The organism is Williamsia herbipolensis (assembly GCF_036153515.1).
GTDB classification, from domain to species: Bacteria; Actinomycetota; Actinomycetes; order Mycobacteriales; family Mycobacteriaceae; genus Williamsia_A; species Williamsia_A herbipolensis.
Window position 1 is genome coordinate 3,041,291 of the sequence record NZ_CP108021.1, and the last position, 12,999, is coordinate 3,054,289.

The following is a 12,999-nucleotide window of genomic DNA, read 5'->3' on the forward strand; positions in this document are numbered from 1 at the left end:
TGTCAGATCGGCAGTGTGGGACGACCGATGTGTTCGGCGGACATCGTCTCGAGTGCGTTGAGGGCGTTCGAGAACGTCGCGATCTGTCCGGCCATCAGGTTCTTGTCGAGCTTCGAGATCGCGCCGTCGGCCGGTGCCGCAGTGAGGTAGGACTGCGACGGGATCAGTGACATCGTCGCGATACCACTCTTGTAGAACGGCGCCCCTTCGCCGAAGTACAAGGCGGGCAATGGGTCGCAGGTCACGGTGCGGACGTTGGTGGTTCCTCTCGCGCTGTTCAGGTAGACCGAGCGGACCGCGGGTGTGGTGCAGTAGCACCAGCCGACCTCGTTGCGGCCGGTCGGCGCATATCGCACGTGTCGATCGTCATCGAGCCATTCGCGACACCCGAGGTGCTCGAGGGTGAGTGCGGCGACTGCTTTCTTGTGACCATGTCTGCCGTCCCACAATTCCGGATGCATCGCCATCCACCTGCTCGAGGCCTGCATGGTCCCGACCCCGTTGCCCACCTCGGTCTCGAACTGCGGGAGCTGGAAGTGGCCGGTGACGAACACGAAAACGAGCGTCCTGCGGCGTCGGCTCTGGGGGATCCTGGCGAACTGGGCGGCCAGTGAGAGCACCCCGATCCCGCCGTTCTCCTCGGCGACGTTGGGACCGTCGGTATGGGTGTTGATGATGACCGACTCCGTCGGATGTGTCCCGGGGAGCACCGCGTAGACGGTCTCTGTGCTCGCAGCCATCGCATGCCGTGCATGCATCACCAGTTTTGCTCGAGCGCCCCGGCGGGCGTCCGCGCGTACCTGCTCGGCGACACCCGGTCCCACCCACAAGGCGGGACATCCCTGGTAACCGGTGGTGAACGGTGCGTACTGATCGGCGGCGAGAGCTTCGCTGACACCGGTTCGGATGCAGATCACGCCGCGAACCCCCGCTGCCGCCGCGCCGGTGAGAGATGGGGCACCCACGGTGTCCGACACGCTGGGTAGGTAGGCGAGCGGGTTCGGCGCAGCCGAGTTCGCGGGATAGCGCCCCGAAGCGAGGTAACCGACCGTGATCGGCAACGGGAGGACCGGCACCTCGACGACCGCGATCTTTCCGCGGGCAGGTGACCATGCACCGAAGTGCCCGAGGACACCGAGGTAATGGAGGTCGCCGGTGATTCCCTCCGGGCCGGTGATGCCGGAGTAGGGAAAGTAGAACGCCACCGGTACGGGTCGGCCTGCGATCGAGAGTTCCCATCTGATGGGATCCCAACGGTCGAAGGTCAATCGATCATGTGCTGCCGAGAGGCCGATCCGGTCGAGGTCGTCAGCGATGGAGTCGATGAACTGCTGGTGCGCCGGGTTGCCGGTGAGACGAGGCCCCCGATCGGCCAGCTGCAGATTGCGTTCCCAGATATCCTCGGAGGTGAAGGCTCCGGCCCTGCGGTTGGGCGCGGCGCCTGCGATCCCCACTCGGCCGGACACCGCTGCCGCCGTCAGGCCTGCCCCGGTTGCCTGCAACAGGCGTCGCCGGCTGAGGACGCCGTGGTGGGGCGCCTCCACCGGCGGTGTCGACATCGACCGTTCGTGCATTCGCTTCAACTTCTCCCCCATCGCGGAACCGTTCGGCCTAACCCGTCACACCTGTGTCGCGGGTCACGTGCGTGGGCCGAATGTAAACCGTTCACACATCGGAATACAAGCCCGTACTTTTATCGACCCGACCCGACCCGACCTGCATGCGCGGCGGAGCCTGCGGTTCCTGGCATGCTGGTCGGCGTGGTCGGACAGCTCAGGAGACGACCCCGTACTCGTTGACGGAGGCAGTGCGTGGCCGTTCGTGGCATGGAGCCCGTTGGTGAACTGTCGGAGACACTTATGGCGACACCGGACGTCCGGATTCTTCCGGGGGTGTTCTTCGATCCACCCGGTTCATTGCCCAGGGGTCGGCATAACGTGCCGCGTGAGGTCGTCGCGGCCGCCCAGCGCGAACGGCTGATGATCGCCATCACCGAACTGATGGCCAGACAGGGGTACGGCGACGTCACCGTGACCGATGTGGTGCAGCGGGCGAAGGTGTCGCGGTCTGTCTTCTACGGATTCTTCGAGGACAAGCAGGCCTGCGCGCTGGCGAGTTACGACCGATTCATCGGTGTCCTGCTCGACAGTCTCGCCGGAGAACTCGATGCTGATCAGAACCTGCCCGAGTTCGTCGCCGCCGGGCTGCGCGCCTATCTTCGCCCGATCGGACGCGATCCGGTCGTGGGTCGTGCCTTTCAGGTGGAGATCGACGCGATGGGGGAACCCGCTCGACGTCGTCGGCGAGAGTCGTTGCAGCTCTTCGCTGATGCGCTCGCGACCCACCATGCCCGGATCGCCGTCACGGATCCGACCACCGAATGTCTCCCGCCGTCGGCATATCTCGGTGTGGTCTACGCAGTTCGCCAGCTGACCTCCGACGCGCTCGAAGTCGGGCAGACCGCAGGTTTGCTCGACCTGGTTCCCGAACTGTCCCAATGGATGTTGCGCATGCTGACCCGCGCGCCCGCGTGAGTATGCGTGGGTTTAGTCGGCGCGTGACGGTCGCCCGAACCGGGTGCGGACACCGGGCGAGTACAGCGCGCGCAGAGGTGCGCCGGCGGGCATGACCCCCGACGCGTCGAGCAGGTCGTCGTCGAGCTCGACGACCTCCGCGCCACGCAACGGCCATGCGTCGTGCTCGTTCGGTACCCACCAGGTGTGTCCGGCGACGCGTGTGTGTGCACCCCACCGCGCGGTGAGCCACGTCTCGAGGTCGGTCGGCGTCACCTCGTCCCCGACGTCGATGGTGAGTCGGCTGCGCAGACCACGCCGCGGCCACCGACGGGTGCTGTCGTAGGTGATGCGGTCACCGTCGCGGGTCATCCGCATCTTCGCCCAGGTGTAGGGGATGCCGAGCCCGACGCGGGTGGCGGGGACCACCGCGAGCCGTTCGGTCTCGAGCGATCGGAACAGGACGCCGTGCCGGCCGGCGTCGTCGACCGAGTACAGCCGGATGTTGGTCTCCAGGAACGACCCCAGATACGGGACGGGTGGTGTCGACGGGCCCAGCGCGATGGAGTTCATCACGAACGGCACCAGGGCCACCCAGGTCACGCCGTCGAACACGTCGGGACGGGTGCCCTCGGGGAACAGGTGGGCCACGTTCTCCGGTGCCACCGGCCAGTGCACGAAGGTGAGATCGTCCCACCGCTGATCGAGGAACACCGGTCGCCGGAGGTCGGGCGCGGTCACCGGGTAGCCCTCGAGCGTGCTCATGAATCCATCGTGGCACGCCCCCGGCAGACGCCCGATGTGCGTTCGGCCACCCTGCGACCACCGTGTTCGCCCTGCGCGAAGACCGGTCCGTGGCGTCCCATCACGCCCCGGATCGGCGCACAATGAGCGTCGTCGCGTCGCACGCGGTGTCGAGTGTGCGGCGGCCATCGACCCTCGAGAGGTCACCAGTGTCTGTTCCCGTCCCGAACGCCGCGCCCGCCAGGGCCGCCGATGCCAGCCAGGCGAAGCCGTCCATCCTGACCGTGGACGACGACCCGTCGGTGTCGCGTGCCGTCGCGCGGGATCTCCGTCGCCGCTACGGCGAGCGCTACCGCATCATCCGCGCCGAGTCGCCGGAGTCGGCACTGGAGGCGTTGCGGGAGATGACGTTGCGCGGCGAGGCGGTCGCACTGATCCTCGCCGACTACCGGATGCCGATGATGAGCGGCATCGAGTTCCTCGAGCAGGCGATGGACCTGTTCCCCATGGCGCGGCGGGTGCTGCTGACCGCCTACGCCGACACCGGCGCGGCGATCGACGCGATCAACCTCGTCGATCTCGACCACTATCTGCTCAAGCCGTGGGATCCGCCGGAGGAGAAGCTCTACCCGGTCGTCGATGCGCTCCTCGAGGCCTGGTCCACGACCGAGAACCGCCCCGCCACCGACACCCGCGTGATCGGACACCGATGGGATCCGCGGTCGTCGGAGGTGCGGGAGTTCCTGGCGCGCAACCAGTTGTCCTACCGGTGGTTCATGGCCGACGAGCCCGAGGGGGCCCGGTTGCTCAGTGCGGCCGGACTCGACGACACCGCGCTGCCGACGGTGATCTGCGCCGACGGGACCGCGCTGGTCACCCCGACCGACTCCGAACTCGCCGCACATCTGGGCCTGCAGACCGCTCCGTCGGGGGAGTTCTACGACCTGGTGGTCGTCGGCGGCGGACCCGCTGGGCTCGGCGCCGCGCTGTACGGCGCGTCCGAGGGCCTGCGGACGGTTCTCGTCGAGCGCACCGCGACCGGTGGCCAGGCCGGCCAGAGCTCACGCATCGAGAACTACCTCGGCTTCCCCGACGGGGTGTCGGGGGCGCAGCTCGCCGACCGGGCACGTCGGCAGGCGACCCGATTCGGGGCCGAGCTCATCACCACCCGCGACGTGGTGGCCCTGGAGACCAACGGATCCGCGCGCACCGTTCGCTTCGACGATGGCACGAGCGTCGACGCCCACACCGTGATCCTCGCGACCGGCGTCTCCTACCGGCAGCACGACGCCGACGGACTCGAGGCACTCACCGGCCGCGGCGTCTACTACGGGTCGGCGGTGACCGAGGCGGCACGCTGCGCCGATCAGGACGTCTACATCGTCGGCGGCGCCAACTCGGCCGGGCAGGGCGCGCTGTTCCTCGCTCGCAGCGCGCGGTCGGTGACCATCGTGGTGCGCGCGCCGTCGTTGGCGGCGTCGATGTCGCACTACCTCGTCGCGCAGATCGAGAAGACCCCCAACGTCCACGTGCGCACCTGCACCGAGGTCGTCGGGGTCGACGGGACCGACCACCTCGAGTCGATCCGGTTGCGCGACAACACCACCGGCGACGTCGAGTCGGTCGACGCCGGGTTCCTGTTCCTGTTCATCGGGGCCGCCCCGCGTACCGACTGGCTCGGCGGCCTGCTCGCGCGTGATCAGCACGGGTTCATCCTCTCCGGTCCCGACCTCCTCGACAGCGGGGCCGGACAGTGGCCGCTCGACCGCATGCCCCACCACCTCGAGACCAGCGTGCCCGGGGTCTACGCCGCCGGCGACGTGCGCTCGCAGTCGGCCAAGCGCGTCGCCTCGGCGGTGGGCGAGGGGGCGATGGCCGTCATGCTCGTGCACCGCTACATCGCCAACCCCTGACCCGCGCCGGCCCCGTCCCACCCGAACCCGACACCCTCTCGAAGAAATCAGACGACCATGACACCCACCACGTGCAGTCCCGACGAACTGCGGACGCTCTTCCTGTTCGAGAAACTCGATCAGTCACAGCTCGAGACCCTGTGCGAGAACGGTCATGTCGAGCTCCTCGAGCCGGGTCCGGTGTACGCCGAGGGGGACGACGCCACGTGCTTCTACGTGCTCATCTCCGGTGAGATGGTGATGAGCAAGCTGTCCGGTGGTGAGGACATCGAGATCAGTCGCACCTCGCAGCCGGGCGTGTATTCCGGTGCGTGGCAGGCATATCTGGGTGAGCGAGCGGCGCAGACGTACCCGGCGTCGGCGCGGGTACTCGTGCCGTCGCGATTCTTCGTCCTCGACGCCGACGTGTTCGGCCGGCTGGTCCGCGAGTGGTTCCCGATGGCCGTCCACCTGCTGGAGGGACTCTTCTTCGGCAACCAGAACTCGCGACAGATCATGGATCAGCGGGAGCGGCTCCTCGCGCTCGGCTCGCTGTCGGCGGGTCTGACCCACGAGCTCAACAACCCCGCCGCGGCCGCCGTCCGTGCGACGGCGAGCCTGCGGGACCGGGTGTCGCACATGCGCCGCAAGCTCGGCATGATCGCCTCGGGCACCTACGACCACGAGACGATGGCCAGTCTCATCCGGTTGCAGGACGAGGCGGCCGAGCTCGTCGCCAAGGCGCCGACGCTCTCGCCGATGGAGGCCGCCGACCGCGAGGACGAGCTCGCCGACTGGTTCGACGCCCGCGGCGTGGCCGGTGGCTGGGATCTCGCGCCGACCTTCGTCGCCGCCGGGATGGACGTCGCCTGGCTGGACAAGGTCCGTGCGGGCGTCGACGACGACGGCCTCCTCGAGAGCGCGATCCGGTGGCTGAACTACACCATCGAGACCGAACTGCTGATGAACGAGATCGCCGACTCCACCACCCGGGTGTCGACCCTGGTCGACGCGGCGAAGCAGTACTCGCAGATGGATCGCGCCCCCTACCAGCGGGCCGACCTGCGCGAGCTGCTCGACAGCACCCTGGTGATGCTGGGGCGCAAGATCGGTGACCTCACGGTCGTCAAGGAGTACGACCCCACGCTCCCGGCGATCCCGATGTACGCCGCGGAGCTCAACCAGGTGTGGACCAACCTCATCGACAACGCGGTGGCCGCCATGGACGGTGCGGGCACCCTCACCGTCCGTACGCGACGCGAGGGCGACACCGCGCTCGTCCAGATCGGTGACACCGGGCCGGGCATCGCCGCCGACATCCGCGACCGCATCTTCGAACCGTTCTTCACCACCAAGCCGGTGGGGCAGGGCACCGGGCTCGGTCTCGACATCTCCTGGCGGATCGTGGTGAAGAAGCACAAGGGCAGCCTGCGGGTGGAATCGGAGCCCGGTGCCACCACGTTCGAGGTGCGCATACCGATCGAACCGCGCGACTAGGGTGGGTCCATGGCGGCCGACGGTGGTACCGGTGACGGGGCAACACAGCAGATGTGGGCGCGGGGACGGTACGAGGCGGTCGGCGAACGGATAGCCGGTGTCGCCGCCGAACTCGTCGCGACGGTCGACGATCTCCGTCCGCTGCAGGGCCGCGACGTCATCGACCTCGCATGTGGCACCGGTTCGGTCGCGCTGGCCGCCGCACGTGTCGGGGCCCGCGTCACCGGCGTGGACATCACCGCCGATCTCCTCGGCCTGGCCGCGGCGAAAGCTGATGTCGCGCAATCGGAACCGATCACCTGGGTGCGTGCCGACGCCTCGGCGACGGGGCTGCCCGACGACTCCGCCGACGTGATCCTGTCGAGCATGGGCATCATCTTCGTGGAGCCCGAGTCGCAGGTCGCCGAGATCGCCCGCCTGCTCCGCGCCGACGGCACACTCGGTTTCACCTCGTGGGTACGTGCCGCGCACAACCCCTTCTACGACCCCATCGTGTCGGTGCTCGGTCGGCCGCGTCCCGCGGGAGCCGACCACTCGCCCGACGACTGGGGCGTGCCCGACACCATCCACGCCCGGCTCGCGGGCGACTTCGACACCGTCGAGATCGACCATCGCGTCCACACGTGGCGCTTCGGCACCCTCGAGACCGCGTTGCACTTCATCTCCGAGGAGTCGCCGATGCATGTCGATGTGCTGCACCGGGTCAGCGAGATGCAGCACGACCGGTTGATGTCGGCGTTCGAGGTGGCTCTCGCGCCCCACACCGACGCCGACGGCGCCATCGCCTTCGACTCGCCCTACGTGGTGGTCACCGCCCGTCGCCGCTGAGTGCGCGGCCCGGCGCGATGGGTTCGGCCGACGGTTGTTCGTGAGCGGCCTCGGTCGCCTACCGTAGAGGCGTGAGTTCTCCACAGGTTTCCCCGACATCGGGATCCGCGCCTGCAGCCCCGGGTGCGACCGACCGCGATGTGCCCGTGCACGACGCCCAGCGTGACGTGACCGAGGTGTCGTCGTCCGCCGACGACTTCAAGAAGGTCTTCACCTGGCGCGGCGTCGACGCGACCCGGCTCGAGCAGGTCCGCGTACAGGTGACCGGTCTGCGCGTGAAGGCCTTCGGACAGGTCATCGGCGCGGCCACCGACACCCACGAGGCGTTCTCGGCGACCTACGACCTGCTCACCAACGACGCGGGTGTCACCCGACGGCTGTCGGTGCACCTGGCCAGGGCGGGCGGCGAGACGCAGATCTCGATCACCCGCGACGGCGAGAACAACTGGTTGGTGCAGACCCCGCAGGGCACCGAGCGCAGCGACTTCGGTGGAGCGCAGGACGTCGATCTGGTGCTGAGCCCGTTCTTCAACGCCCTGCCGATCCGCCGCCTCGACCTGCATCGCAACCCGACGCAGATCCAGGTCCCGGTCGTCTACCTCTACCTCCCCGAGGGCTCGGTCGCCCCGGCGACGGTGAGCTACGACTCGTCCGCCGACGGGATCGCCGTGCAGTCACCGGTGGGTTCGTCGTCCATCACCACCGACGACAGCGGTTTCGTCCGGGACTACGAGGGACTCGCCGAGCGGATCTGAGTCCGCGACTCGGTGGTCCACACGCGGCCGAGGTGGGCCTGACGGCGTAGTTCCGCCGCCCATCCCGACTCGCCCACCGTCACGCCCGTGATCGGCTGCGCCGGTGCCGAGGTCATCGCCTCCCAGCGGGTGCGGACGCGGTGACCGTCGGCGACGACGAGTTCGACCGAACCGGTGTCGCGCAGGTCGTCGCGTGCACGGGTCAGGCGGTCGAGGGCCTCGTCCATCGCGCCCAACAGCGCTGTCGTGTTGGCCTCGAGCATCGCCCGCTGCAACGGCACCGCGGTACCCGCGACCCGCGTGCCGTCGCGGAAGCTGCCCGCGGCCAGGCGCAGGGCGAGTTGTCCGTCGCCCCCGGCGACCGCCGCGGTGATCGCCGCGGTCACGTGCGGCAGATGCGAGATCGCCGCGACGACACGGTCGTGTTCGTCGGTCTCCACCGGGACCACGACCGCTCCCACCGACAGGGCGAGGTCGGCGACGGCGGTCCAGATGGACGGGTCGACGCCGTCGTCGGCCGCGACCACCCAGCTCGCCCCGGCGAACAGCCCGGGGTCGGTGGCCGCCCAGCCCGACTGCGACGTACCGGCCATCGGGTGCCCACCGACCCATCGCGTCGACAGCCCGGCTCGCGACACCGACTGTGCCACGGCCTGTTTGACGCTGATCACATCGGTGATCGCGCACTCCGGCGCCCATCGTGCGATGGCGTCGAGAACCGGGTCGACCGCGGTCACCGGCACCGCGACCACGATCAGCGCGTCGGTCGCGGCGGCGCGGCGCAGCGTGCGTTCGAGGTCGTCGTCGGCGTCATATCCCGCCGCGGTGGCCTCGGCGACCGTCGCCGTGGATCGGTTGTGGCCGAACGCGGTGCGCCCCGAGTCGGCCACCGCCCGCAGCAGCGAGCCGCCGATGAGGCCGAGGCCCAGCACGCACAGAGGTGCGGTGGCCCTCGACGTGTCCGGGGATGCGGCGGTGCGCGATGGGGTGTCGGCCGACATGCCCTCAGCGTGGCACATCGTGTCGCACCTGCGGAAAGAGTCCTGCAGGTGCCGCCAGGGCCATCGCTTGGGATAACTCCGACGGTGCGACTACGGTGTCGCACATGGCTGCTGCGAGTTCGGACGATCTGGATGGTTTCGCCGTCGCAGTGGTTCGCGAAGAGGGCAAGTGGACCGTCTCCGCGATGGACAACGCAGCGCTGAGCAGCCTCGATGACGCCGAGAAATCGCTCAAGCAGATGCGCAGCGCCGGAGCGGTCTTCGGTCTGCTCGATGTCGACGACGAGTTCTTCGTGGTGATCCGGCCGGCCCCGTCGGGTTCGCGGTTGCTGGTCTCCGACGCGACCGCCGCCATCGACTACGACATCGCCGCCGACGTCCTCGACGCCATCAACATCGACGTCCCCGACATCGATTCCGACGACCTCGACGACGTCGAGCCGTGGGAGGAGGGCGACCTCGGGGTGCTCGCCGACCTCGGTCTGCCGGACTCGGTGATGAGCGTGATCGTCGGGGACACCGACCTCTACGCCGACGAGCAGATCGGGATGATCGCCGCACGTCTCGGCTTCGCCGACGAACTCGGTCGGGTCCTCGACAAGCTCGGCCACTGACCCGACGCGGAGCCCACGCGATGAGGCCGACCGATCCATGACACCGAGCGATGCGGACCTGATGGCCGTGGCGCTGGAGGCTGCGACATCGTCGGGTGTGGACGACGTCCCGGTGGGGGCCGTCGTGTTCGATGCCGATCTGCGCGAGATCGCCCGCAGTGGCAACGTCCGGGAACGGGACGGTGACCCGACCGCCCACGCCGAGATCCGCGCGCTGCAGGCTGCGGCGGCCGTCCACGGGGACGGATGGCGACTCGAGGACTGCACCCTGGTCGTCACCCTCGAACCCTGCGTGATGTGTGCCGGTGCGATCACCTCGGCGCGGATCGGCCGACTCGTCTTCGGTGCCTGGGAACCGAAGACCGGCGCGGTGGGCTCGCTCTGGGATCTCGTCCGCGATCGACGCCTCACCCACCGACCGCAGGTCCGGGCGGGTGTCCGCGAAGCCGAGTGCGCCGCGCTGCTCCACGAGTTCTTCCGGGCGCACCGATCCGGGTGATCGCATCATGGCCGCGTCGCGAACGGCGTGGCACGGTGGAGGAGGGTCGCGCGTCGACCCCGAGGGTTGTGGCGGTAGGAGAACCGCCGAAGCAGAGGCCCCCGCACGCTCGACGAAGGGATGAACCATGGGCATCACCGACGACGCCAAGAACAAGGCCGAAGAACTCAAGGGACGCGGCAAGGAAGCCGCCGGCAGCGTGACCGGCGACGACGAGCTGAAGGCCGAGGGCAAGGGCGACCAGGCCTCCGCCGACACCAAGCAGAAGATCGCCGACGCCGCCGATGCGGTCAAGGGCAAGATCGACGACGTCAAGGACAAGCTCACCGGCAAGTGACCCCGCCGGCACTGCATGGCCCCTGAGCAGCGGATTTAGGCTCACCGGGGTCCTGCGGTAGTGTCTTCGGCGGTGGCGTGTCCGAGCGGCCGAAGGTGCAGCACTCGAAATGCTGTGTGCGGTAACCCCGTACCGGGGGTTCAAATCCCCCCGCCACCGCCACCAGATCCCCCGTTCGCGCGATGCGCGGGCGGGGGATTTGTCGTGAGGGGCCGCCGTATGGTGGTTCGATGGCGGTTGTTGTAGATCCTAAAGATTCACTTTTCTGGTTTGGAACCTCCGATGCGATGCCCACGGACCAGTACTTCCTGCTCGCCTTCGCGACTGCAGGACCTGCCGCCGCTCCCGCGTGGGAGGACCTGGTCGAGGTCATCGCCGGTCGGTCCGCCGCGATCCCTGCGCTGAACAAGCGGCTCGCCGAGAGTCCGGCCGGCATCGACTATCCGCGGTGGGTGCACCACGCCGCCGACATGGGCGAGTGCGTGCACCGGCTCGTCGACGAGGGCTCGACGTCCTCGACACCGGAGGCGACCCGTCAGTGGTCGACATGTGTCGACCGGGTCGAGGAACTCCTCGCGTCGACCCTGGACGCGACCCGCACCCCGTGGCAGCTCCACATCGCCCCCGACGTCGTCGGCGTGCCGGACGTCGACGGTCGCGCCACGATCGTGTTCGTGCGGTTCAGCCACGTGTTGACCGATGGACTCGGCGGCGCCGCGTTGTTGCGAGCCCTCTTCGGTCGGACGCCGAACCCCGCGGACGCCGAGGTCGCCGCCGCCTCCGAGCCCCACGAACCCGGCGCGGTGGGGTGGCGACTGCGTGACTTCGGCCGGGCGTTGGGGCGTCTCGTGCGTCTGCCGTCGGCACTGGTGGCGACCGCCGTCGCGGGACGCCGTTCGGCGCGACCGTCGGACGGGGCGGATCGACCGACCGCGCCCTTGCGCCGCGCATCGATCAACACCTGCGGTGCCGGGGTTCGCGATGTGACCGTTCTACCGATCCCTCGCCGCATCTCGGCGTCGCAACGGTTCACGGTCACCCAGATCGCGTTGTGCGCCGCGTCGCTCGCCACCGAACGCCTGCTGATCCGCCGCGGCGAGGCGCCCGATTCCCTCGCCGCCGCTGTGCCGGTCGCGGTGCGTGAGAGCGTGCAGTGGGTGGGGGCCAACAGATTTGCCACGGCGGTGGTCGGACTCGGGGTCGCATCGTCCACGGCGCTCGATCGCGCCGAGACGATCCGGTCGTCGCTCGCCACCGAACGCCGACGCCTGGTCAGCCGTGACGCCATCACGATGATGCGGCTCGTCGAATCCGTTCCCAGGCCGATTCTCTCGAGGTATCTACGTCGCGGACCCGGGATGCGGACGGAATTCGTCCCCGCACACATGTCGGTGACGAGTGTGAACTGCGGTGTCGCCGACATGGAGTTGTCGGGAGGGCCGGCGGTCATGGTGGCCGGATTCCCGTGTCTGTCGCCCGACATCGGTATCGGCCTCGGCATCTACGGACTGGGGACCACGGTGACCCTCGGGGTGCTCACGTCACCCGACGCGGTGCCCGATGCCGACGAGTACGCGGATCTGCTGCGGGCAGCACTCGACGAACTGGCAGTGACCATCGCCTGACGTGGCGGTCGGCTCGCGCGGAACCTCCCGGATCTGATGCCCCGCAGCTGACGCCCCAGAACAGACGTCACTGGGGGATGAAGCCGAACGACGATTCGCCGCGGGTGCAGCGGGCGAGGACACCGGTGGTCTGCGACGGGCCGCAGGACCAGCCGTCGACGGTGCGGTTGCGCCCGGTGGAGATCGTCGGGCCGTAGGCGCGGGCGACCGGCATCACGGTGGCGCAGTCGACCGAACCGCCCGGGAAGATCACGACCCGCAACGCGCCCTCGGGTCCGTTGGCGGTGTCGCACCGCGTGCCGGAGATGGACGGCGCCGCCTTCGACGGCGGGACAGAGGTGGCCGCGGGCAGTCGGGGGCCGGGGACCGCCGCCGCGCTCGGATCGGTGGTGGTGGGCGCGTCCGGGTCGACCGCTGCTCCCGAGGCGTCTGATCCCGAGGTGGCCGCCCCCGAGGGGTTCGGCGCCGCGGCCGTCGAGGAGCTGTCGGCGGTGGTGTCGCCGGAGTCGCCGCACGCGGCGAGACCCAGGGTGGCGGTCGCGACGGCGATCATGACGGCCGCCCGGACTCGATGCATCAGCATGGTTGTCACCGTATCGAACGGCGTGGGTGCGACCCCGGTCACTTCTCGGCGGCGCAGTGACCGATCACGCAAAAGTGCGTACGTCGGAAAAATTGCAGAATTACGCAAGTT

At 69.1% G+C, this 12,999-nt stretch carries 13 protein-coding genes and 1 tRNA gene; 10 read left to right on the top strand and 4 right to left on the bottom strand.

Annotated elements, in window-relative coordinates; translation table 11 throughout:
- Positions 1 to 2: 2 nt before the first annotated feature.
- Complete coding sequence (locus OG579_RS13850) at positions 3 to 1,595, bottom strand: hypothetical protein (protein WP_328856397.1); 1,593 nt, start codon at positions 1,593 to 1,595, stop codon at positions 3 to 5.
- Positions 1,596 to 1,811: 216 nt separating this feature from the next.
- Here OG579_RS13850 and OG579_RS13855 point away from each other — a divergent pair, with 216 nt between their 5' ends.
- Positions 1,812 to 2,534 carry a TetR/AcrR family transcriptional regulator gene (locus tag OG579_RS13855; protein WP_328856398.1) on the top strand — a complete coding sequence of 241 codons (723 nt, stop codon included), beginning with the start codon at positions 1,812 to 1,814 and terminating at the stop codon, positions 2,532 to 2,534.
- Between the two features lie 12 nt (positions 2,535 to 2,546).
- Here the strand turns inward: OG579_RS13855 and OG579_RS13860 are convergent, their stop codons facing one another.
- On the bottom strand, positions 2,547 to 3,278 hold the full coding sequence (locus tag OG579_RS13860) for a YqjF family protein (protein ID WP_328856399.1): 732 nt from the start codon (positions 3,276 to 3,278) through the stop codon (positions 2,547 to 2,549).
- Positions 3,279 to 3,466: 188 nt separating this feature from the next.
- Between OG579_RS13860 and OG579_RS13865 the strand changes: the two genes are divergently transcribed.
- The 4 genes from OG579_RS13865 (at position 3,467) to OG579_RS13880 (ending at position 8,229) form a co-directional block, all read left to right on the top strand.
- Positions 3,467 to 5,170 (top strand): FAD-dependent oxidoreductase, encoded by a 1,704-nt coding sequence (locus tag OG579_RS13865; RefSeq protein ID WP_328856400.1) that lies wholly within the window; start codon positions 3,467 to 3,469, stop codon positions 5,168 to 5,170.
- A 57-nt stretch (positions 5,171 to 5,227) separates the two neighbouring features.
- A complete protein-coding gene (locus OG579_RS13870) occupies positions 5,228 to 6,646 on the top strand; it encodes an ATP-binding protein (protein WP_328856401.1) in 1,419 nt (472 codons plus the stop codon).
- A 9-nt stretch (positions 6,647 to 6,655) separates the two neighbouring features.
- On the top strand, positions 6,656 to 7,474 hold the full coding sequence (locus OG579_RS13875) for a class I SAM-dependent methyltransferase (protein WP_328856402.1): 819 nt from the start codon (positions 6,656 to 6,658) through the stop codon (positions 7,472 to 7,474).
- Between the two features lie 71 nt (positions 7,475 to 7,545).
- The gene (locus OG579_RS13880) at positions 7,546 to 8,229 is read left to right on the top strand and encodes a putative glycolipid-binding domain-containing protein (RefSeq protein WP_408068679.1); all 684 of its coding nucleotides are present in this window, start codon (positions 7,546 to 7,548) and stop codon (positions 8,227 to 8,229) included.
- Here the strand turns inward: OG579_RS13880 and OG579_RS13885 are convergent.
- Positions 8,202 to 9,230 (bottom strand): prephenate dehydrogenase, encoded by a 1,029-nt coding sequence (locus tag OG579_RS13885; RefSeq protein ID WP_328856403.1) that lies wholly within the window; start codon positions 9,228 to 9,230, stop codon positions 8,202 to 8,204. The two genes, OG579_RS13880 and OG579_RS13885, sit on opposite strands and share 28 nt — an antisense overlap.
- 104 nt (positions 9,231 to 9,334) lie before the next feature.
- On the opposite strand from OG579_RS13885, the gene OG579_RS13890 reads away from it, so the two are divergent.
- The 5 genes from OG579_RS13890 to OG579_RS13910 all read left to right on the top strand — a co-directional run bounded on the left by OG579_RS13890 (position 9,335) and on the right by OG579_RS13910 (position 12,305).
- Complete coding sequence (locus OG579_RS13890) at positions 9,335 to 9,844, top strand: tRNA adenosine deaminase-associated protein (protein ID WP_045824805.1); 510 nt, start codon at positions 9,335 to 9,337, stop codon at positions 9,842 to 9,844.
- Positions 9,845 to 9,881: 37 nt separating this feature from the next.
- Entirely contained in the window at positions 9,882 to 10,343 is a 462-nt protein-coding gene (locus OG579_RS13895; protein ID WP_328856404.1) for a nucleoside deaminase, read from the top strand.
- 127 nt (positions 10,344 to 10,470) lie between these two features.
- Positions 10,471 to 10,680: a CsbD family protein gene (locus OG579_RS13900; protein WP_045824786.1), complete on the top strand. Its 210-nt coding sequence runs from the start codon at positions 10,471 to 10,473 to the stop codon at positions 10,678 to 10,680.
- A gap of 71 nt (positions 10,681 to 10,751) precedes the next feature.
- Positions 10,752 to 10,842, top strand: a tRNA-Ser gene (locus OG579_RS13905).
- A 68-nt stretch (positions 10,843 to 10,910) separates the two neighbouring features.
- Entirely contained in the window at positions 10,911 to 12,305 is a 1,395-nt protein-coding gene (locus OG579_RS13910) for a wax ester/triacylglycerol synthase domain-containing protein (RefSeq protein WP_328856405.1), read from the top strand.
- 67 nt (positions 12,306 to 12,372) lie between these two features.
- Here OG579_RS13910 and OG579_RS13915 read toward each other — a convergent pair whose 3' ends face one another.
- Entirely contained in the window at positions 12,373 to 12,888 is a 516-nt protein-coding gene (locus OG579_RS13915) for a hypothetical protein (RefSeq protein ID WP_328856406.1), read from the bottom strand.
- Between the last annotated feature and the right edge of the window lie 111 nt (positions 12,889 to 12,999).

Bases quoted from the DNA above. Each gene is read 5' to 3' on its own strand.
- OG579_RS13850 (WP_328856397.1), bottom strand. From the start codon at position 1,595: ATGGGGGAGAAGTTGAAGCGAATGCACGAACGGTCGATGTCGACACCG.
- OG579_RS13860 (WP_328856399.1), bottom strand. From the start codon at position 3,278: ATGAGCACGCTCGAGGGCTACCCGGTGACCGCGCCCGACCTCCGGCGA.
- OG579_RS13870 (WP_328856401.1), top strand. From the start codon at position 5,228: ATGACACCCACCACGTGCAGTCCCGACGAACTGCGGACGCTCTTCCTG.
- OG579_RS13875 (WP_328856402.1), top strand. From the start codon at position 6,656: ATGGCGGCCGACGGTGGTACCGGTGACGGGGCAACACAGCAGATGTGG.
- OG579_RS13885 (WP_328856403.1), bottom strand. From the start codon at position 9,230: ATGTCGGCCGACACCCCATCGCGCACCGCCGCATCCCCGGACACGTCG.
- OG579_RS13890 (WP_045824805.1), top strand. From the start codon at position 9,335: ATGGCTGCTGCGAGTTCGGACGATCTGGATGGTTTCGCCGTCGCAGTG.
- OG579_RS13895 (WP_328856404.1), top strand. From the start codon at position 9,882: ATGACACCGAGCGATGCGGACCTGATGGCCGTGGCGCTGGAGGCTGCG.
- OG579_RS13900 (WP_045824786.1), top strand. From the start codon at position 10,471: ATGGGCATCACCGACGACGCCAAGAACAAGGCCGAAGAACTCAAGGGA.
- OG579_RS13910 (WP_328856405.1), top strand. From the start codon at position 10,911: ATGGCGGTTGTTGTAGATCCTAAAGATTCACTTTTCTGGTTTGGAACC.
- OG579_RS13915 (WP_328856406.1), bottom strand. From the start codon at position 12,888: ATGCTGATGCATCGAGTCCGGGCGGCCGTCATGATCGCCGTCGCGACC.